This window comes from Cryobacterium sp. TMT2-17-1 (assembly GCF_004402765.1).
GTDB classification, from domain to species: Bacteria; Actinomycetota; Actinomycetes; order Actinomycetales; family Microbacteriaceae; genus Cryobacterium; species Cryobacterium sandaracinum.
This window is the reverse complement of sequence record NZ_SOGC01000027.1, coordinates 1-19,881: the sequence shown is the minus strand read 5'-3', so window position 1 is coordinate 19,881 and position 19,881 is coordinate 1. Positions and strand designations below refer to the sequence as shown.

Here is a 19,881-nt window from a genome sequence, read left to right as displayed (position 1 = left end):
CCGGGCAGAGCCGCGGGGAGCTGCGCCGGGACGCGCCGCGGATCAGCCGAAGATGTTGATCGGTTTGACGATGTCCGCGTAGATCAGCAGCAGGCTCATGGCGCCGAGCACCACCACGACGGCGAAGGTGAGCGGCATCAGTTTCGCCGTGTCGACGGGGCCCGGGTCGGGGCGTCTGAACAGCTTGGCGATCTGACGCCGCAACCCTTCCCAGAGCGCGCCGGCGACGTGTCCGCCGTCGAGCGGCATCAGCGGCACCAGGTTGAACACGAACAGGGCCACGTTGAGCGAGGCCAGGAGCCCCAGCATGCTCGCGATCTTGCTGTTCACCGGGATGGCGTCGATGCTGGCGATCTCGCCGGCGACGCGGCCGACCCCGACCACACTGATCGGGCCGTTGGGGTCGCGCTCCCCCGGTCCGAAGGCCGCGTTGGCGATATCGATCATGCGCTGCGGCAGGTTCGCGATCATGTGCACGACCGCGCCGATGTTCTCGCCCACCGCGGGCAGCACGGCGGTCGCCGGCTGCGGCACGAACTCGCCAGCCGGGCCGATTCCGACGAAGCCGACCTCCTGAGTCCTCGGCTCGCCGGCGGCATCCTCTTCGATCTCGCCGTCGGCATCGCTCACGTAGCGTTCGGTGAGTTTCGGGGTGATGGTCAGGGTCTGCTGGGTGCCGTTGCGTTCGACGACGGTGGCAAGCGGGATGCCCGGCGACTCGCGAATGATCTCGGTGGACTGGTCCCAGCTGTCGATCGGGGTGCCGTTCATGCTGACCAGGCGGTCGCCCGGCTGCAGGCCGGCCGCGGCGCCGGGCGCCTTCTCGTCGGTCGGTTCGCAGGTCTGCCGGGTGCTCGTGGCCGGCAGCACGCACTCGGACACGCTGCCGACGCTGGTGCTGGCCTGGGCCGTTCCGAAGCCCATCAGGAGCACGGCGAAGAGCACGACCGCGATGAGGAGATTCATCGTGGGCCCGCCGAGCATGATGATGACACGCTTGAAGACGGGCAGGCGGTAGAACGCGCGGTGCTCCTCGCCCTCACCGATGGTGTCGGCGCTGGACTGGCGGGCGTCGTCGACCATGGTGGCCATGGCGCCGGGCTTCTTCTCCGGTTCACCCTCCTGCACCAGCTGGTTGAAGAAGCCAGTGCTGGATGCCTGCACTCTGCCGCCCTTTTTGGCGGGCGGGAACATGCCGATCATGGCGATGTAGCCGCCGAGCGGGATGGCCTTCACGCCGTACTCGGTCTCGCCCTTGCGACGGGACCATAGGGTGGGCCCGAAACCGATCATGTACTGGGTGACCTTGACGCCGAAGAGCTTGGCGGGAAGCAGGTGCCCGATCTCGTGCAGGCCGATGGACAGGGCAAGGCCGACCACGACGATCAGAACGCCCAGAATATACAGCAGCACGGTTTCCACAGTCGTAGATTACCCACTCCACCCTGCGAGGGCGCTGGCTGTTCCCCCTGCAAGGTGTGGTTTGCTTGACTTTACGGATCCACGAGGAGGTTCCCTCTGTCCAAGCCACACGCCGTCGGTCCCATCGGCATCAGCCTGGCCGACCGTTTTCGTATCGACGCTCTGCTCGGAACGGGCGGGATGGCATCCGTTTACCGGGCCACCGACCTCTTTCTGGGGCGTACGGTCGCCGTGAAGCTGTTCCGTCTCGACACGGCCGACGACGCCGGGCCCGAGCGCCAGAGCGGCGAGGTCACGGTGCTCGCGAGCCTCAACCACTTCGCCCTGGTCACCCTGTTCGACGCCGGCACGGCCGTGATCGACGGAGTCTCGCGCACTTACATCGTGATGGAGCTCGTGGACGGCACGGACCTGCGCAGCAAGATCGCCGACGGGGCCCTGCACCCCGACGAGGTGGCAGCCATGGGCGCCGACCTCGCGGAGGCGCTGCACTACGTGCACGCGCGGGGCATCATCCACCGCGACATCAAGCCCGCGAACGTGCTGCTCGCACCGTCGGGCTTCCCCGGCCGCGCCATGCATGCCAAACTCGCCGACTTCGGCATTGCCCGTCTCTTCGACGCGACCCGCCTCACGGCGACCGGGTCTCTGCTCGGCACGGCCGGCTACCTCAGCCCCGAACAGGCACTCGGCAACACCATCGGCCCGCCCAGCGACGTCTACTCGCTCGGACTCGTGCTGCTCGAATGCCTCACTGGCGAGCGCGCCTTCACCGGAACGGCGATCGAATCGGCAATGGCCAGGCTGCAGCGGCAGCCGCACATCCCGGCCCATCTCGGCCAGCGCTGGGCCGCTGTTCTGGGCGGCATGACCATCCGCGAGCCGGCCGACCGACTCAGCGCGGGTGACGCAGCCGTGCAGCTGCGACGCCTGGTCAGCGGGGAGAACGTCGCCGATGTCACCGCAGTCACCGTGGCAATGGGGGCTCCGGGGGCCACCGAGCTTCTGGAACCCACCGCCGATCTGGGCGCCAACGAGCTGTTGGAGCCCACTGCCGTCCTGGGCGCCACCGAAACCCTCGAGCCCACCGCGGCCCTCAGGGCCGCGACCCTCGAGCCGACTGCGGTTCTGGCCGTCACGAAGGTCATCACTGCCCCGAAACCCGGCGCGGATTCCCCCACCGAGTTTCTGACGCCGGCCGGCGCTCCGGCCCGCTCACCGGGCCGCGCGGCGGAACGGTCCCCGGGTAGCGCCCGTGGCACCACCATCGCTCCCGCGTGGCGCCGGCCCCGAGTGCTCGCCTCGCTCGGAGTCCTGGCCGCGCTCATTCTGCTCGCCGTGGTGGTCTTCACCCCGCGGGTGGCTGAACCGGCCACGCCCGCCGCTACCTACCCGGCCGTCGACGGCTCCCTCGGCACCAATCTGAAGCGACTCCAGGAAAGCGTGACGCCATGATGCCTCGGGCCCGCCTAACACTCGCACTGGCCGCGGTCACGCTCGTCGCGTCCACCCTGACCGGGTGCGGGAGCACACCTCCCGACCTGCAGCAGAGCACCGCAACCGAGTTGCAGGCCGGTGTGCGGAACGTCACAGCGGCCGCCGCGGCCGGCGACTTCGAGGCCGCCCAGGCCTCGCTCGAGGCCGTCCAGGCCGACCTGCTGACCGCGGCCGCGGCGGACGGGGTGAGCGCCGCCCGTGCTGCCGACATCCAGTCAGCCCTCAACCTGGTGTCCGCGGACCTGACCGCCGCGATCGAGGCGAGCAAGCCGGAGCCGACCGTGGCCCCGGTTCCAGCCCCGAGCCCGACGTCCGTTGACAACGGCAACGACAAGGACGACGGTAAATGCAAGAAGAACGACGACGGCTGCGACGACGAGGACTAGCGTCGGCCTCAATTCAGGAGGATACATGCCCCAGCAACTGATCGTCGGCGCCGGCATGGTCGGACGACCGCTCGCCGAGCGTCTGATGATTCGAGGAGACCAGGTGACCGTCGGAACACGCTCCGGCGCGGCGGCACCCGGGGTAGAATCTGTCGTGCTGAACGCGAGCGACGCCCAGACCTTCACCCGGGCGGCAACCGGCATGTCGACGATCTTTCTGTGCATCAACCCGCGGTACACCGACTGGCCCACCCAGTGGCCGCCGGTCATCGACGCGGCGCTGACGGCGGCATCCGTCACCGGCGCCCGCCTGGTGATGATGGGCAATCTCTACCCGTACGGGTCTCCGACCGGGCCGATGACCGAGCATTCGCCGGAAACGACCACCGAGACGAAGGGGCTCGTGCGCAAGGAGCTCTGGCACCGGGTGAGGGACGCGCACGACCGCGGCGAGATTCGGGCCGTCGAGGTGCGGGCGAGCGATTATTTCGGGCCGGGCGTCGTCGGCACTGCGCATCTCGACGACCGGTTCTTCAGAGCCATCCTGGAATCGAAGACCGCCCGGGTCGTGGGCCGGCCCGGGCGCGTGCACAGCTGGAGCTACCTGCCCGACATCGTGACAACTCTCGTGGCCGCCGCCGACTACCGGGGCGACTGGGGCCGCCTCTGGCATGTGCCGAGCACGGCCATCACCCGTGACGACATCGCCGCCCAGCTCAACCGCCGCTACGGCACGCACGGCACGGTGGCGGGCTACCCGCAGTGGCTGCTCAAATCGCTCGGCGCGCTGAACCCGATGATGCACGAGATCTGGGCCTCGAGCTATCAGCTCAGGGTGCCGTACATCATCGATTCCGCCGAAACCGAGCGCGAGCTCGGCGTCGGCAAGACCCCGTGGCCGGATGCCCTCGCCGCCACCGCGGACAGTTACCGCAGCTCAGGCGACACGGCCTAAGCTGCGTGGCCGGCTTTCTCAGCGGGCGAGGAGCTTGTCCGCCGCGGCGCGGGCCCACGCCTCGGCGCCGACGAGCGACTCGCGTGTGAGCGGGCCGTCCTGCTCGTGCCGTTCGACGACACGCTGGATGGTGTCGACGATGTCCAGAAACCCGATGGTGCCGGCGTGGAAAGCTGCCACGGCCTGCTCGTTCGCCGCGTTGAACACCGCGGGGTAGGTGCCGCCCGCGCGCCCGACCTGCTTGGCCAGGTCGACGGCCGGGAAAGCCGTCGTGTCGAGGGGCTCGAAGGTCCAGTCCTGCGGGATGGTCCAGTCGATCGGGGTGCCGACCGCCGCGACGCGGTTCGGCCAGTCCAGCCCGAGCGAGATCGGCAGACGCATATCCGGCGGGGACGCCTGGGCGATCGTCGATCCGTCGATGAATTCCACCATGGAGTGCACGACGGACTGCGGGTGCACGACCACATCGATGCGCTCGTATTCCACGTCGAAGAGCAGGTGCGCTTCGATCACCTCGAGGCCCTTGTTGACGAGGGTGGACGAGTTGGTCGTGACGACGAGCCCCATCTCCCAGGTAGGGTGCGCGAGCGCCTCGGCCGGCGTGACGTCGGCGAGCTGCCCGCGTCGTCGGCCACGGAACGGGCCCCCGGATGCCGTCAGCACCAGGCGTCGCACCTCGCCGGCCGTTCCCGAGCGGAGCGCCTGCGCGATGGCGGAGTGCTCGGAGTCGACGGGCACGATCTGTCCCGGCGCCGCCAGCGACTTCACCAGGTCGCCGCCGACGATGAGCGATTCCTTGTTGGCCAGGGCCAGCGTGCGACCGGCTCGCAGGGCGGCGAGAGTCGGCCCGAGGCCCACCGAGCCCGTGATGCCGTTGAGCACCACGTCGGCCTCGACGTCGCGCACGAGCTCTTCGGCCTCGTCCGCGCCGAGCGCCGTGTGCTCGACCTCGAACTCGGCGGCCTGCGCCTCGAGCATCGTCCTGTTGTTGCCGGCGGAGAGCCCGACCACCTCGAACCGGGTGGGGTTGGCCTTGATCACATCGAGGGCCTGGGTTCCGATCGAGCCGGTCGACCCGAGAATTACAACTCGTCTGCGCATCCTGCAATTTTAGGTGGCGCCGCCGCCTTTCGTGGCGGGGCGGGCCGTGGCGGTAGGGTCCAAGGATGACCGGTTCCAAAGAAGATTCCCAGGATGCAACTCCCGTCGACCTGTCGGCGGAGGAATCGGAGCGCACGAAGCGCCCCGGATTCGTCTACTTTCTCGGTTACGGCATCATGGCGCCGATCGCCCGGCTGGTATTCCGCCCCACCATCATCGGCCGGGATAACATCCCGCGCAGCGGCCGCGTCATCCTGGCCAGCAACCACCTGTCGTTCATCGACAGCATCGTGATTCCGCTGGTCGCACCTCGGCGCGTGCAGTTCCTGGCCAAGTCCACCTACTTCACCGGCACCGGGTTCACGGGTTTCGTCTCGCGCACCTTCTTCACCTCGATCGGAGCGGTCGGGGTCGAACGCGGCGCGGGGCAGGCCGCCCAGGACGCTCTCGACGCCGGCCGCAACATCCTCGAATCCGACAGCGCGTTCGCGATCTACCCGGAGGGAACCCGTTCCCTCGACGGCCGCCTGTACAAGGGCCGCACGGGCGTGGCATGGCTCGCCCTCACCACGGGGGCCGTCGTGGTTCCGGTCGGGCTGATCGGCACACAGGAGATCCAGCCGGTGGGAGCGAAATTCCCGCGCATCCGCAAGGTCACGGTCACCTTTGGCGAGCCCCTCGACCTGAGCCGCCACGGTTCCGCCGAGTCCGGCAAGGCACGGCGCGGCGCGACCGACGAGATCATGGCCGCGATCCACGCCCTGTCCCGTCAGGAATTGGCCGGCCGGTACAACGAGTCGCCGCCCTCGGGAACCCTGCAAAAGATCGCCGACCGGGTCTTCCCGCGCGAACGCGTCTAGCCGCTTTCGGACCGGCCGAGCCGAGCATCCGTCGCCCGGAAACACCGCGGAAACGGGCGCGACCTAAGCTGGGGTCATGTCTGACACGTATTCGGTACCCCAGGAGCGCAAGCTCGTCACCGCCCTTCCCGGCCCCAAGTCGGTCGAATTGCAGGAACGCCGCCTGCGCGCGGTTTCCCGCGGTGCGGGCACGCTGGCGAACATCTATATGGATCACGGAGCGGGAGCGATCCTCGTCGACGTCGACGGCAACCAGATCATCGACCTCGGCTGCGGCATCGGCGTGACCACCATCGGTCACGCGAACGACGAGGTGGCCGCGGCCGCCGCGGCGCAGGCCGCCAAGCTCACCCACACCCTGTTCACCGTCACCCCGTACGAGAACTACGTGGCCGTCGCGGAGAAGCTCGCCGAGATCACCCCCGGCGACTTCGAGAAGCGCTCCATCCTGGTGAACACCGGCGCGGAAGCCGTCGAGAACGCCGTGAAGATCGCCCGCAAGTTCACCGGCCGGCGCGCCATCGTTGCGCTCGACCACGCGTTCCACGGTCGCACCAACCTGACCATGGCGATGACTTACCGCCCCTGGCCCGAGCGCGCCGGAATGGGACCGTTCCCCGGCGAGATCTACAGCGTGCCGACCAGCTACCCCTACCGTGACGGCCTGACCGGCGAAGAAGCCGCCGAGAAGACCATCGACTACATCAACACCCACATCGGCGCCACCGAGATCGCGGCCTTCTTCATCGAGCCGATCCAGGGCGACGGCGGCATCGTCATCCCCGCCCCCGGATTCTTCAAGCGCCTGAGCGAATTCTGCACCGAGCACGGCATCGTCTTCGTCTCCGACGAGATCCAGGCCGGCATCGCCCGCACCGGCGCCTGGTACGGCATCGAGCACCACAACGTGGTGCCGGACCTCGTCACCACCGCCAAGGGCATCGCCGGCGGATTCCCGCTCGCCGCCGTCACCGGCCGCGCCGACATCATGGACTCTGTGCAGCCCGGCGGCATCGGCGGAACCTTCGGCGGCAACCCGGTCTCGACCGCGGCCGCCCTCGCCGTCTTCGACCTGATCGAGCGAGACGACCTCCTCGGCGAGGCGCGGCGCGTCGAGAAGGCCCTCTGGGCACGCATCGGCGACTGGCCGAAGCGGTTCGCGGTCGTGGGCGACGTGCGCGGCAAGGGTGCGATGTTCGGGGTGGAGCTCGTTCACCCGGGCACGAACACACCGTACCCCGAGGCTCTCACCGCGATCATCAAGCACGCGACCACCAACGGCGTCATCGTGCTGGATGCCGGCAGCTGGGACTCGGTGCTGCGCATCATGCCGTCGGTCGTCATCTCCGAGGCGCTGATCGACGATGCCGCCTCCGTTATCGAGGAAACCCTCGCCGCCTTGTCCGGCCCGTAGCACCGATAGAACCCCGGGTAGGTGGCGGCGAGCGTGCGGCGGAAGCCGTCTGATCGCCGCCGCAGGGAGCACGGCCACCGACCGCACGTTGCGGTGACCGGGTCGGCGTCACACCTCAGTATCGGCGAGCGCCACCGTCTGCGGCTGGTGAATGACGGGGAAGTTCACGGATGCGCCGATGAAACAGAGGCCGGCGGCCTCCGCGTGCAGGGACTGCGCGAGTTCGACCTGGCCGGGGTCGGCAACCGTGACGCGCGGTCGCAGGGTCACCTCGGTGAAGTGGCCGCCACCATCCGTCGTCTGGGCCATCGACCCGGTCGCGTCGTCGGTATAGTCGACGACCTGCACGCCGTGCTTCACGGCGACGTGCAGGTAGCTCATCAGGTGGCATTCGCTGAGGGCGGCCAGCAGCAGTTCCTCCGGGTTCCAACGGTCGGCGTCCCCGTGGAAGGTCGGATCGGCCGATGCACTTATCGGCTCCTTGCCGGGGGCGGTGATCAGGTGATCCCGGCCGTAGTCCCGGTAGCTGCTCGTGCCGGTGCCTCGGTTGCCTGTCCAGGCGATGTTCACGGCGTAGTGGTGGTGTGCACCGATCACGGCGCCTCCTTCGATTTGCGCGGCTCTGCGGGCCGATTCGCGGCCGACAACGGGCCGTAACACGGCCAGGGAACCGATTGTCGCAGCAATTCGCCGCGCCTCCCGTCGCATCGATCGGTAAACTGGTCAGATCATGACTGACACGCTGACGCCTTCGACCTCCCCGTCCACCCCCGCCGCACTGGTTTACACCGTGCCGCAGGAACGCAAGATCGTGACCGCGATCCCGGGTCCGCGCTCGAAAGAACTCCAGCAGCGCAGGCTCGCCGTCGTCTCCGGCGGCGTCGCATCCGCTTTGCCCGTCTACATCGCCAAGGCGAACGGCGCCATCCTCGTCGACGTCGACGGCAACCAGTTCATCGACCTGGGCGCCGGCATCGGTGTGACCACGATCGGCCACACCGAGACCAGCGTGGTCGCGGCCGCCGTCGAACAGACCCAGGACTTCATCCACACCCTCTTCACCATCACGCCCTACGAGGAGTATGTGCGCGTCTGCGAGCTTCTCGCCGAGCACACCCCCGGCTCCTGGCCGAAGAAGTCGGTGCTGATCAACTCGGGCGCCGAGGCCGTCGAGAACGGTGTCAAGATCGCCCGCAAGCATACCGGCCGCCGCGCCGTCGCCGTGCTCGACCACGCTTACCACGGTCGCACGGTGCTGACCATGGCCATGAACTACAAGGCCATGCCCTACGCCACCGGCTACGGCCCCCTCGCCAGCGATGTCTACCACGCCCCCAGCTCCTACCCGTATCACGACGGTCTGAGCGGGGCGGATGCCGCGGCGCGCACGATCGCGTACCTCGAGAAGGTCGTCGGACCCACCGACCTGGCTTGCCTGGTCGTCGAGCCCATCCAGGGTGAGGGTGGCTTCATGGTTCCGGCCGAGGGCTACTTCAACGCCCTGCAGACCTGGTGCACCGCGAACGGCGTCGTCATGATCGCAGACGAGATCCAGAGCGGCATGGCCCGCACCGGCAAGTACTACGCCAGCGAGCACTTCGGCTGGACCCCCGACCTCGTGCTCACCGCCAAGGGCATCGCCGGCGGCATGCCGCTGGCCGCCGTCACCGGCCGCGCCGAGATCATGGATTCCTCGCAGCCCGGCGGCCTCGGCGGAACCTTCGGCGGTAACCCGGTCTCCTGCGCAGCGGCCATAGCGGTCTTCGAGTCGATTGAGCGAGGCGATCTGCTCGCCGAGGGTGTGCGTATCGAGAACACCCTGCGCGCCGGCCTCGGTTCTCTCAAGGAGAAGTACGACATCATCGGCGAGATCCGCGGTCGCGGCGCCATGATCGCCATCGAACTCGTGCAGCCGGGCACCGGTGACACGGAGAAGGCGCCGAACGCCGCCGCAGTGTCCTCCATCGCCGCCTACGCCGCCCAGCACGGCGTGTTGCTGCTCACCGCCGGAACCTACGGCAACGTGCTGCGCTTCCTCCCGAGCCTGGCCGTGAGTGATGCCCTCCTGAACGATGCCCTCTCGGTCATCGACGACGCCATCGCCGCGCTTTAGGCGCGAAGCACACACCGTGACAACGACATTCGAGGTGCCAATCCACGCCGGGCAGACGTTCTTCGTCCCCGATGCGGTCGAACTGGCCGTGGTCGAGCGCAGCGGCTTCATCGAATCGAGGCATGCCGGCAGCGCGGTCGTGCTCACCAGCGAGGGCGCGGTCCTACGCGCCCTCGGCGATGTGACCACCCCGATCTTTCCGCGGTCGTCGATGAAGCCCTTCCAGGCCATCGCCGTGATGGCCAGCGGGGTCACCCTGCGCGGGGAAGACGCCGCCATCGCGACCGCCAGCCACACCGGAACGCAGCGCCACGCCGACCTCGTGCGCGGGCTCCTCGCCCGCGCCGGCATCCCCGAGACGGCGCTCGCCTGCCCGGCGGCCTGGCCGGACGACTCCCCCACCCGCGACGCCCTGGTGCGACTGGGGGCCGCCAAGGCCCCGATCTACATGAACTGCTCGGGCAAGCACGCCGCGATGCTCGTGGCCTGCCAGCAGAACGGCTGGGCGCTGTCTGGATACTTGGAGCCGGCGCATCCGTTGCAGAAGCGCATTCTCGACGTGGTGGAGCGCTTCACCGGCGAGCGGCCGTCGGCGTCGGGCATCGACGGATGTGGCGCGCCGGTTCACGCGCTGTCCCTCACCGCTTTGGCACGCGGCATCGCCCGCATCGCCACGTCCAAGTCAAACTCGCCGTTCGCGATCTACCGCGAGGCCGGCTTCCTCGGCGAGGCAATACGGCAGAACGGCTGGGTCATCGCCGGACCCGGCATGCCCGACACGGTCGTGATCGACCGCCTCGGACTGTTCGTGAAGACCGGCGCGGAGGGCATCTGCGTCGCCTCCGCCGCCAACGGCACGACGGTCGCCCTCAAGATTCTCGACGGCAGCCTGCGGGCAACCACCATCGTGGCCCTGCGTCTGCTTGCGGACTCCGGTGCGATCGCACACAGCGACGTCGAGGCCATTCTGCCCGAGCTGCACCTGATGGTGCTGGGCGGTGGGCTCCCGGTCGGGGAGATCCGCGCCAGCTACGTGTAGGGCGCGGGCCGGGAGTCAGCCCAGTTTTGCCAGCCGCTTCTCCTTGGCCGCCCGGGATACCTGGGCGGTGACCACGATCACCAGGGCGAAAATGAACACCGCCGACGCGATCACGTTCGCCTCGGCCGGGATCCCCCGGGCTGCGGACACGTAGATGTACTTGGGGAACGTGGTGACGGCGCCGGAGTTGAAGTTGGTGATGATGAAGTCATCGAAGCTCAGCGCGAAGGAGAGCAGCGCGGCCGCCAGGATGCCGGGCAGCAGGAGCGGAAAGGTGATCCGCGCGAACACCTGGGTTGCCGAGCCGTAGAGGTCTCGGCCGGCCTCCTCGAGCGCGGGGTCGAGGCTCGCGACACGCGCCTTGACCGTCACCACCACGAAGCTGATGCAGAACATAGTGTGAGCCAGAATGATCGTAGACATGTCCTTCGGAACGCCGAGCGACAAGAACTGCGCGGCCAGGCCGGCGCCGAGCACGACTTCCGGCGTGGCCATCGGCAGGAACAGGAGCAGGCTCGTCTGCGACCGGAACCGGAACCGGTACCGCACGAGGGCGATCGCGATCATGGTGCCGAGCGTGGTCGCGGCCACCGTGGCCACCACGCCGATCAGGATGCTGTTGCCGAACGCCTCGCAGACGGCGCCGTTCTGCACTTGGCACACGTTCAGCCACTTGTCGAAGGTGAACCCGCGCCAGGTGATGTTGGACTTGAGCGAGTCGTTGAACGAGAACACGAACGTGTAGACGATCGGCACCATCAGGAAGATCAGCGCCAGCACCGTGTAGAGCGGCAGCAACCACTTGCCCAGGGAGATTTTCACAGCAGCTCCTCCGTGCCCGACCGTTTGACGTAGACGCTCACGATCACCAGGATCACCGACATCAGGATGATCGACAGCGCGGCCGCCGCCGGATAATTCTGCAGCACCAGGAAGTTGGCCTCGATCACGTTACCGATCATCTGGGTGTCCGGTCCGCCGAGGAAGTCCCGGCTCGCGTTGATGTAGTCGCCGGCCGCCGGGATGAAGGTCAGCAGGGTTCCGGCCACGATGCCGGGCATCGACAGCGGGATCGTGATCCTGCGGAACACGTCGAACGGATGCGCGTAGAGGTCGCTGCCGGCCTCGAGGTAGCGCAGGTCGAGCCGTTCGAGCGTCGTGTAGAGCGGCAGGGTCATGAACGGGATGAAGTTGTAGGTGAGCCCGAAGATGACGGCGAAAGCAGTGCCCGTGAAATGGGCATCCGGTGCCAGCAACGACAGAGCCTTGAGCGAGGTGATCACGAACGACTCGTCGGACAGGAGCTGCTTCCAGGCCAGGGTGCGCAGCAGGAAGCTGATGAAGAACGGGGCGATCACCAGCACCAGCATGAGGCTCTGCAGCAACGGCCAGGGCCGCGCCTTCACGCCGATGAAGTACGCCAGCGGGTAGCTGAACACCAGGGCGAGCAGCGTGGCGATCAGCGCGTAGCCGAAGGAGCGCATGATGTGCGGCCAGTAGGCCGTGATCACGTCGACGTAGTTCTCCCAGCGGAAGGCGTAGGAGTACTGGCCGACGTCGCCGAATTCCGAGGGGGCCTGAAACGACGTCAGCAGCAGCGAGACGAGGGGGGCCAGAAAGAACAGCACCAGGTAGAGGATGCCCGGCAACAGCAGGAGCAGCGCGATCGGGCTCTTCCGACGCGGCGCCGGTTCGGGCGCGGTGGTGCTGGTGGAGAATGCCGCGAACGCCACCCTAGGCTCCCTCAAGCTCCGTGAGCAGGGAGGAGCGTTTCTGGGTCGCGATGCTCCGGGTGCTGTCGTCCGCCTCGAAACGGGGCTCCGCCGAGGCGTCGTCCTCGAGCCCGAAGCCGTGTTCGATGTTCCAGTCCAGCCAGACCTCGGACCCCTCATGGGCGACGGGGCCGAACGCCATGTTCTGCGCGAAGACGATGAGGGTGCCGACGCCGACGACCTCGACCAGGTACTGGGTGCTGACCCCGCTGAACGAGACGTCGATCACCCGGCCGGGACCCATCAGGTTGCGGGCGACGTCGGCGACGGGCTCGGTCACGTGCAGGGTCAGCTTCTCCGGGCGGACGCCGATCGTGACCTCGCCGGTGTGCCGGTGCGCGCGCGCCGCCGGAACCACGATTTTCTGGCCGGCCACGGCCACGGAGATGGCCTCGCTCGTGCTACCGACCACGGGGCCGGTGAACAGGTTCGACTGGCCGAGGAAGTTAGCGACGAACGCCGTGCGCGGCAGCTCGTAGAGTTCCTCGGGGGCGCCCATCTGCTCGATCCGGCCCTTGTTCATGACCGCGACGGTATCGGCCATGGTCATGGCCTCCTCCTGGTCGTGGGTGACGTGCAGAAACGTGAGGCCGACCTCCTCTTGGATGGTCTTGAGCTCGAGCTGCATCTGGCGCCGCAGCTTCAGGTCGAGCGCGCCGAGGGGCTCGTCGAGCAGCAACAGGGCCGGCCGGTTGACGATCGCGCGGGCGAGGGCCACGCGCTGCTGCTGTCCGCCGGAGAGCTGTTGCGGGCGGCGGGCGGCGAGGTGGTCCAGTTCCACCAGGCGGAGCGCCTCGTGAGCCTTGGCGACCGGGTCGTCCATCCGCCGGCGGCGCAGCCCGAAGGCGACGTTCTCCAACACTGTCATGTGCGGGAAGAGGGCATAACTCTGGAACACCGTGTTGACCGGACGCTGGAAGGATTTCTGGTTCGTCACATCCGTGCCCCCGATCAGGATGCGCCCGGCCGTCGGTTCCTCGAGGCCGGCCACCAAGCGCAGGGTGGTGGTCTTGCCGCAGCCGGACGGGCCGAGCAGCGCGAAGAACGACCCCGCGGGGATCTTCAGGTCGAGATGTTCGATAGCGGTGAAGCCCGGGAACCTCTTCTGGATACCCACCAGCTCCAGGTCGGCCCCCGCGCTGGCGAATTCTCCGTTGGCCATCCCTACGAGCCCAGCAGGATGCCCTGGAAGGCGGCGTCGTACTTTTGCTCCTCCGCGCCGGTCAGGGTGCGGAAGACGCGAGCCTTGGCCAGGGTCGTGTCGTCCGGGAAGATCAGCTGGTTGTTCGCGAGCTCGGGGTCGATCGCCATCGCGGCTTCCTTGGCGCCGGCGACGGGGGTGATGTAGTTCACGTAGGCGGCGACCTCGGCGGCGACGGCCGGGTCGTAGTAGTAGTCGATGAGTTTCTCGACATTCTTCTTGTGCGTGGAGCCGATCGGCACCAGAAAGTTGTCGTTCCAGAGGGTGCCGCCCTTGTCGGGGACCACAAACTCCCATTTGTCCCCGTTCTCGGCGTTGAGCTGCACGATGTCGCCGGACCAGACGATGGCGGCGAGGGTGTCCTCGTTGATGAGGTCTTCCTTGTACGCATTGCCCTTGATGTTGCGAACCTGGCCATCGCCGACCTGTTTCTCCAGCACGTCGATCGCGGCGAAGAACTCGTCGTCGCCCCAGTCGCCCGCGATGTCGACACCCATGTCGAGCATGATCAGTCCCATGGTGTCGCGCATCTCGGACAGAACGCCGACCCGGCCCTTGAGGTCGGAGCTCCACAGGTCCTCGACCGAGGCGATGCCGTTCGGAAGTTTCTCCTTGTTCCAGCAGATGCCGGCGAACCCGCCCTGCCACGGCACGCTCATCTTGCGGCCGGGGTCGAAGCCCACGTCTTTCAGGGACGGGAGCAGGTTTTTCAAGTTGGGGATGTTGGCCTGGTCGAGTTCCTGGGTGTAGCCGAACCGGATCCAACGGCCGACCATCCAGTCGGTCAGGCAGACGGTGTCGGCGCCGATGTCCTGGCCGAGGGCGAGCTGGTCCTTGACCTTGCCGTAGTAGGTGTTGTTGTCGTCGACGGCCTCGGTGTACTCGACCTTGATGCCGGTTTCGGCCGTGAACGCATCCAGTGTGGGGTAGTCGCCGGCGTCATCGACGTCGATGTAGAGCGCCCAGTTGTCCCAGCGCACGAGCTTGCTGCTGTCGGACTCGTCGGGGGCGGCGGTGGGCTTCGTGGCCCCTCCGGTCGAGCATGCGGCGAGCGCCAGGGCTGCGGCCCCGCCACCGGCTCCGGCGAGCAGAGCGCGGCGCCCCATCGTGGTCGCCCGGGCCTGACGGACCAGCTGAGCGATCATGGGATCTGCGGGCAACGGCCTGGGCTTCATGGTCGGGTCTCCTTGCACTTCTCAGCGGATGAGCTCTCACAGCTTTCATTGCGAGTTGCTAGATACTTGCACAGGAGCGCCCCCTGCGCACCCAAGAGTGACCGAATCGTTAATTTTTGGTCAGATCACGCACGAAATCAGCACTCTATGCCGACACTCTCAATCGAAATGAGCTGTTCGGCGGCGGTAGGATTTCGCTCAGGCCAGAGTGGTCCACCGCCCGGAGGTCCACCACTGAGGGTTTGAACCGGTTCGACGGAGATTTTCACCATAAAGGCCGTTTTTGGCCCAAAAAACGATTTTTGAATCAAAATCTCCGTCGAATTCGTTAGACAAGGGAGCGCCATGAAGGTCGCAGTTCCGGCAGAAATCAAGAACAACGAGTTCCGGGTGGCGATCACCCCGGCCGGCGTACACGACCTCGTGGCGCACGGGCACGAGGTGTTGATCGAAACGGGGGCCGGGCTCGGCTCCGGGCTCAGCGACGAGAGCTATGCGGCGGCGGGCGCGACGATCATGCCGGATGCCGCGTCAACCTGGGCCGCCGCCGACCTGCTGCTCAAGGTAAAGGAGCCCGTGGCGAGCGAGTACGGTTATTTCCGCCCCGATCTGCTGCTGTTCACCTACCTGCACCTGGCCGCGGAACCAGCCCTGACCCGTGCGCTGCTGGAGGGCGGTGTCACCTCGATCGCCTACGAGACCGTGCAGCTGCCGACGCGGGCGCTGCCGCTGCTCGCGCCGATGAGCGAGGTTGCGGGCCGCCTGGCACCCATCGTCGGCGCCAACGCGATGCTCAAGCCCAACGGCGGACCGGGCCTGCTCGTGCCCGGGGTGCCCGGAACGCATCCGGCTCGGGTCACTGTGCTCGGCGGCGGTGTGGCCGGCACGGCAGCCATGCAGGTCGCCCTCGGGCTCGGCGCCCAGGTGACCGTGCTCGACACCAACCTGTTCCGCCTGCGCGAAATCGACGCGCTGTACTACGGGCGGGTGCAGACCATCGCCTCGAACAGCTACGAGATCGACCGGGCGCTGGTGTTGTCCGACCTGGTGATCGGATCGGTCCTGATCCCCGGGGCCAGGGCCCCCAAGCTGGTCAGCAACGAGCTCGTGTCCCGGATGAAGCCGGGCAGCGTGCTCGTGGACATCGCTGTGGATCAGGGCGGCTGCTTCGCCGATTCCCACCCGACGACGCACGCCGATCCGACGTTCACTGTGCATCAGTCCCTGTTCTACTGCGTGGCGAACATGCCCGGGGCCGTGCCGAGCACGTCCACCTATGCGCTCACCAACGCCACGCTTCCCTATGTTCGGCTGATCGCGAACCGAGGCTGGAAGGACGCGCTCCGAACGGATGCCGCGCTCGCTTTCGGCCTGTCCACGGTCGGCGGCCTCATCACCAGCGGCCCGGTCGCGAGTGCGCACTCGCTGCCGCTCCGCGGTCTGGTGGACGCGCTGGCCTGATCCACGGCGGGACGGCGGCGGGGCCGGCACCGCTGAACTGTGCTGCGGGACTGTGCTGCGGGACTTCGCTCCGGGACTTCGCGGCCGGCGGCTACACGACCTGGGCCCGCAGCGTGGCCCGGTGCACGGCGCCGTCCGGGCGCAGTACCCACACCCGACCTCGGTTGGGTGCCAACGGCGGAGGCAGGTCCCGGCGTCGGCTGATGGCCCGGTAGTCGGCCAGGCTGCAGCCGTCGAAGACCAGGTCCGCGTGCGGGCGCAGGGCACCCAGCAGGGACCACTGCGCCTGCCACGCGTCCACGTCTCCGACGAAGGCGGTGCCTGATTGTGACTCGCTCAGCCGGAGCGACGCGCCTGCCTGCGCGGCCTCCGCCAGCTCGCCGTGGGACACCGCCGCGAGGTCGACGACCCGCGCGCCGGGGACCGTTCCCAGCACTGCGGCCGAGCGGGACGGCGAGTCCGACACGACGAGAAGGGTCTGCCCGGGCCGCCCCAGGAGCGCGGCGGCATCCGTGCGTGGCTCGATGTCCCGCTGCGCCGCGACATCCGGGATTGCACCGCTCTGCTCCGGCGCGAGGAGCTGGATGCGATGGTCCTGCCAGCTCCCGCCGCCGGGCGGAAGGCGGTCGTCGAACAGGGCAGCCACTCCTCCGAGCGCGACGTGCTCGGCGACATCGGGCAGGCGCAGCACCAGCCGTCTCTGGCACAGGGCAGGCAGGGACTGCAGCGATCCGGTGAGCCTTTGCGCGGCGATGACGATCCGCAGGCCGCCCTCCGCGCCGTCGCGGAGCAGCCCGGCGAGCAGTTCGAGGGCCGCCGGACGGTGCTCCTGGTCCCAGCGGGCATGCACGCTATCGAAGTCGTCGAGAAGCAGCAGCCTGGCAGCCGGACTCCCGCCGGCGTCGAGGCATTGGCGCGCCTTGACGAGGCAGTCCCACACCGCCTCGACGTCCGCTCCGAGCAGCACGGCATCTCCAACGGGCGCGAACCCCGCCGCGACCGACGCAAGCGCAGTTGACTTGCCCGAGCGGGGACCGCCGATCACGAGCAGGCTGCCCTCGGCGATCGGCTCGTAGCGGGCCACCCGGTAGCGCTGCAGTTCCGGCTCGTCGAGCAAGCCCAGCAGACCGCCGGGCGCGGCACGAGCGTCGGGAACGGCACGGTCGTGCCCGGCCGCCACCGCGGCGCCGCCGAACGCACTCTCGTCGGCCGCCGTTCCGCCCGCGACGAGGGCGAGGAGGTCCTCGCGGCTTACCGTCTGAGGCAGCAGGTCGAGCCAGGGGCGCCGAGGGTTCGGCGCATCGGCATCCGCGACTGCGAGGGAGCGGATCTCGCGCGGCGAGGTCGTCGCCACCTGGCAGAGCACGGGCCCCGAGGAGTCCGCGGCGATCAGGCAGCGGCCGGCTTGGTCCGCGCCGAGGGCCGCGGCCGCATCCGTGCCCAGCACCGCCACGCTGTCGGCGCGGTTGTTCACCCGCAGCGACACCCGCAGCGTGCAGTTGGCGAGCAGGGCGTCACGCACCACACCGGTGGGCCGCTGGGTGCAGAGGATCAGGTGCACGCCCAGCGACCGGCCCCGCGCGGCTATGTCGACGAACAGAGCGTGCAGGTCGGGGAATGCGGTGAGCATGGTCGCGAATTCGTCGACCACGATCACGAGCCGCGGAAGCGCCCCGCCGGCATCCTGCCTCCGCAGGTCCACGATGTCACGCGCGCCGGCACGCCCGAGTACGCGTTCGCGATACCGCAGCTCGGCGGCCAGGCTGGCCAGCGCCCGGGCGGCCTGGTGCACGTCCAGGTCGGTGATCAAACCCACGCAGTGGGGAAGGGCGCAGAGCGGGGCGAACGCGGCCCCACCCTTGAAATCGACCAGGAGGAACGTCACCTCGTCGGGGCCGGCCGCCGCCGCCATCGCCGCCACCCAGGTCACCAGCAGTTCGCTTTTGCCGCTGCCGGTCGTGCCGCCGACGACCGCGTGCGGCCCTGCCCCGACCAGGTCGAGCGACACCTCCCCCGCTTCTCCCACCCCGATGACGCAACGGAGGTTCGGCGATTGGGGCTGCCCATGCGGTGCCCGATACCCGGGCTGGAAGCCAGAGAGCTCACCAAGGGCAACGGATGCGGGGACTCGCCGCGCATTCTGGACCAATCCAGCCGCCGAGGCCCGGGCGCTTAGCACGCGGGCGACCACGATCGCCTGTTCGACGGTAATCAGCTCGGGCCGGAAGCCACTCCCCCAGGCGTGCACGCTGGAGCGCAGCACCTCAGCCCGGCCGGGACCCTGCACCCGCACGATGGTGTCGCAGCCCCACGGCAATTCGGCAAGAGTGCCGGCCAGGGCGACGACCAACCCCGACCCTTTGGGTGCCCCGCCCAGGGGTGCCCCGCCCGACGGCGCCTGGCAGATCACGAGGCGGCGGGCGCAGGACTGCCCGGTGTCATGCGGGAGGGCGACCGCCCATTCCCAACCGCGATCAGGCACGGTGAGTCCGACCTGGTCTGGAGCCAAGGAGCAGGCCAGCTGCACCAGCAGCCCGCGGGCCAGCGCCTGCCCGAGCGACAGCGGTCCGACGATGCCGATACCACCGCCGGCATCAGCGTCGATCGGTGCCTCGGTGAGCGTGGCCGCCCAGTCGCGCACGTCGCGATGCTCGTCGGAAGCGGCGCCACCGTCGAGGCGTAGCCCGCTGGGCACCGCACCGGAGCCCAGGCTCACGTCTGCTCCCGAACCGGTCCAACGGATGGCGGCGTGCGGGGCGGCGACGATGCTGTTGGCCGAGGGCGTGCGCCGCCAGTGCGCGCGAAGCAGCTCCTCATGGCGCAGGGCCACCTCGGCCCGCAGTGTCGCCAGTGCCTGCCCCTGGTCGAGAGCGTTGGTACGCCGGGTGCGGCGGCCCGTGCGCCGCGCGTCGAGCATGCCGGCCACGGCGATGACCGGGCCGAGCACCGCGAAGATCAGCACGAAAGCTGAGCCCGTGATCAGCCAGATTGCCCCGGCCGCGGCCAGCGGCGCCACGCTCGCGATGAGTGGGAAGCCAGGCGGCGGCAGGTCGGCCGGGCGGGTGGGGAGGGTCAGCGGGACATCGGCTCGGATCACCGCATCAGTCCATCACTCCGGGGCAGGCGCCACCGCGCGCGCCGGCATCGGTCCCGGGATGACGGCCGGCCGGGTTGGGGAGGGGCCGGCTGAGTGAGTCCGGATCGATCGGTTGCATCGCTCACAGCGTCGAACGAATTCGACGGAGAATCTCGTTTAAGACTGCTTTTGCAAAGTATTTCGGGCTGTTTTGGGCAAAATCTCGGCTCTCCTGCTGCTTCTGTGGGTTAAACCCGGCCGGGGAGCACTGGTTTGTGGCCGCCGAGGCTGAGCATGGCGAGGGCGATGAGGGCGTCGGGTGATTTGAAGCCGAAGGCGATTCGGGTAATGAGCCGGATCTTGGTGTTCATGGATTCGATGCGGCCGTTGGAGAGGCCGTGCTCGATCG

The 19,881-nt window shown here is 68.4% G+C and carries 17 protein-coding genes; 8 read left to right on the top strand and 9 right to left on the bottom strand.

The features are described 5' to 3' along the window. Positions 1-42: 42 nt before the first annotated feature. Complete coding sequence (locus E3O47_RS06240; RefSeq protein WP_166784821.1) at positions 43-1,422, bottom strand: site-2 protease family protein; 1,380 nt, start codon at positions 1,420-1,422, stop codon at positions 43-45. 96 nt (positions 1,423-1,518) lie between these two features. On the opposite strand from E3O47_RS06240, the gene E3O47_RS06235 reads away from it, so the two are divergent. From E3O47_RS06235 to E3O47_RS06225, 3 genes are read left to right on the top strand one after another with little or no spacing between them, the layout of a single operon-like run. After that, positions 1,519-2,877 (top strand): serine/threonine-protein kinase, encoded by a 1,359-nt coding sequence (locus E3O47_RS06235; protein WP_347232583.1) that lies wholly within the window; start codon positions 1,519-1,521, stop codon positions 2,875-2,877. Continuing rightward, on the top strand, positions 2,874-3,305 hold the full coding sequence (locus E3O47_RS06230; protein WP_104100271.1) for a hypothetical protein: 432 nt from the start codon (positions 2,874-2,876) through the stop codon (positions 3,303-3,305). Before E3O47_RS06235 ends, E3O47_RS06230 begins: the two co-directional genes overlap by 4 nt. Positions 3,306-3,330: 25 nt before the next feature. After that, entirely contained in the window at positions 3,331-4,260 is a 930-nt protein-coding gene (locus E3O47_RS06225; protein WP_104100272.1) for a hypothetical protein, read from the top strand. A gap of 18 nt (positions 4,261-4,278) precedes the next feature. Here E3O47_RS06225 and dxr read toward each other — a convergent pair whose 3' ends face one another. Then, positions 4,279-5,361: a 1-deoxy-D-xylulose-5-phosphate reductoisomerase gene (gene dxr / locus E3O47_RS06220; RefSeq protein WP_104100273.1), complete on the bottom strand. Its 1,083-nt coding sequence runs from the start codon at positions 5,359-5,361 to the stop codon at positions 4,279-4,281. 65 nt (positions 5,362-5,426) lie between these two features. Between dxr and E3O47_RS06215 the strand changes: the two genes are divergently transcribed. Then, on the top strand, positions 5,427-6,221 hold the full coding sequence (locus E3O47_RS06215; RefSeq protein WP_104100274.1) for a lysophospholipid acyltransferase family protein: 795 nt from the start codon (positions 5,427-5,429) through the stop codon (positions 6,219-6,221). Positions 6,222-6,297: 76 nt separating this feature from the next. Next, positions 6,298-7,635, top strand: a complete 1,338-nt coding sequence (locus tag E3O47_RS06210; protein WP_104100275.1) for an aminotransferase class III-fold pyridoxal phosphate-dependent enzyme — start codon at positions 6,298-6,300, stop codon at positions 7,633-7,635. Between the two features lie 108 nt (positions 7,636-7,743). Here E3O47_RS06210 and E3O47_RS06205 read toward each other — a convergent pair whose 3' ends face one another. Next, the gene (locus tag E3O47_RS06205; RefSeq protein WP_104100294.1) at positions 7,744-8,229 is read right to left on the bottom strand and encodes an OsmC family protein; all 486 of its coding nucleotides are present in this window, start codon (positions 8,227-8,229) and stop codon (positions 7,744-7,746) included. A 136-nt stretch (positions 8,230-8,365) separates the two neighbouring features. On the opposite strand from E3O47_RS06205, the gene gabT reads away from it, so the two are divergent. Both gabT and E3O47_RS06195 read left to right on the top strand, forming a co-directional pair. Then, positions 8,366-9,748, top strand: a complete 1,383-nt coding sequence (gene gabT / locus E3O47_RS06200; protein WP_104100276.1) for a 4-aminobutyrate--2-oxoglutarate transaminase — start codon at positions 8,366-8,368, stop codon at positions 9,746-9,748. A gap of 16 nt (positions 9,749-9,764) precedes the next feature. Beyond that, positions 9,765-10,787 (top strand): asparaginase, encoded by a 1,023-nt coding sequence (locus tag E3O47_RS06195; protein WP_233191307.1) that lies wholly within the window; start codon positions 9,765-9,767, stop codon positions 10,785-10,787. A gap of 15 nt (positions 10,788-10,802) precedes the next feature. Here the strand turns inward: E3O47_RS06195 and E3O47_RS06190 are convergent, their stop codons facing one another. The 4 genes from E3O47_RS06190 to E3O47_RS06175 are packed head-to-tail and all read right to left on the bottom strand — an operon-like array spanning position 10,803 to position 14,935. Then, on the bottom strand, positions 10,803-11,609 hold the full coding sequence (locus E3O47_RS06190) for an ABC transporter permease (protein ID WP_174720187.1): 807 nt from the start codon (positions 11,607-11,609) through the stop codon (positions 10,803-10,805). Next, positions 11,606-12,520 carry an ABC transporter permease gene (locus E3O47_RS06185; protein ID WP_134419872.1) on the bottom strand — a complete coding sequence of 305 codons (915 nt, stop codon included), beginning with the start codon at positions 12,518-12,520 and terminating at the stop codon, positions 11,606-11,608. Before E3O47_RS06185 ends, E3O47_RS06190 begins: the two co-directional genes overlap by 4 nt. A gap of 1 nt (position 12,521) precedes the next feature. After that, the gene (locus E3O47_RS06180; RefSeq protein ID WP_134343311.1) at positions 12,522-13,721 is read right to left on the bottom strand and encodes an ABC transporter ATP-binding protein; all 1,200 of its coding nucleotides are present in this window, start codon (positions 13,719-13,721) and stop codon (positions 12,522-12,524) included. 2 nt (positions 13,722-13,723) lie between these two features. Beyond that, on the bottom strand, positions 13,724-14,935 hold the full coding sequence (locus E3O47_RS06175; RefSeq protein ID WP_134396407.1) for a spermidine/putrescine ABC transporter substrate-binding protein: 1,212 nt from the start codon (positions 14,933-14,935) through the stop codon (positions 13,724-13,726). A gap of 345 nt (positions 14,936-15,280) precedes the next feature. Here E3O47_RS06175 and ald point away from each other — a divergent pair, with 345 nt between their 5' ends. Continuing rightward, positions 15,281-16,396, top strand: coding sequence for an alanine dehydrogenase (ald, locus tag E3O47_RS06170; RefSeq protein WP_104100281.1), 1,116 nt, complete (start codon positions 15,281-15,283; stop codon positions 16,394-16,396). 91 nt (positions 16,397-16,487) lie between these two features. Here the strand turns inward: ald and E3O47_RS06165 are convergent, their stop codons facing one another. Together E3O47_RS06165 and E3O47_RS06160 are read right to left on the bottom strand one after the other, a co-directional pair. Further along, a complete protein-coding gene (locus tag E3O47_RS06165; protein ID WP_134419870.1) occupies positions 16,488-19,493 on the bottom strand; it encodes an FtsK/SpoIIIE domain-containing protein in 3,006 nt (1,001 codons plus the stop codon). Between the two features lie 227 nt (positions 19,494-19,720). Further along, positions 19,721-19,881, bottom strand: a 161-nt coding sequence (locus tag E3O47_RS06160) for a transposase (protein WP_166785339.1), incomplete at its 5' end; no start/stop codon positions are given.

Bases quoted from the DNA above. Each gene is read 5' to 3' on its own strand.
- E3O47_RS06215 (WP_104100274.1), top strand. From the start codon at position 5,427: ATGACCGGTTCCAAAGAAGATTCCCAGGATGCAACTCCCGTCGACCTG.
- dxr (WP_104100273.1), bottom strand. From the start codon at position 5,361: ATGCGCAGACGAGTTGTAATTCTCGGGTCGACCGGCTCGATCGGAACC.
- ald (WP_104100281.1), top strand. From the start codon at position 15,281: ATGAAGGTCGCAGTTCCGGCAGAAATCAAGAACAACGAGTTCCGGGTG.
- E3O47_RS06225 (WP_104100272.1), top strand. From the start codon at position 3,331: ATGCCCCAGCAACTGATCGTCGGCGCCGGCATGGTCGGACGACCGCTC.
- E3O47_RS06230 (WP_104100271.1), top strand. From the start codon at position 2,874: ATGATGCCTCGGGCCCGCCTAACACTCGCACTGGCCGCGGTCACGCTC.
- E3O47_RS06210 (WP_104100275.1), top strand. From the start codon at position 6,298: ATGTCTGACACGTATTCGGTACCCCAGGAGCGCAAGCTCGTCACCGCC.
- gabT (WP_104100276.1), top strand. From the start codon at position 8,366: ATGACTGACACGCTGACGCCTTCGACCTCCCCGTCCACCCCCGCCGCA.
- E3O47_RS06175 (WP_134396407.1), bottom strand. From the start codon at position 14,935: ATGAAGCCCAGGCCGTTGCCCGCAGATCCCATGATCGCTCAGCTGGTC.
- E3O47_RS06180 (WP_134343311.1), bottom strand. From the start codon at position 13,721: ATGGCCAACGGAGAATTCGCCAGCGCGGGGGCCGACCTGGAGCTGGTG.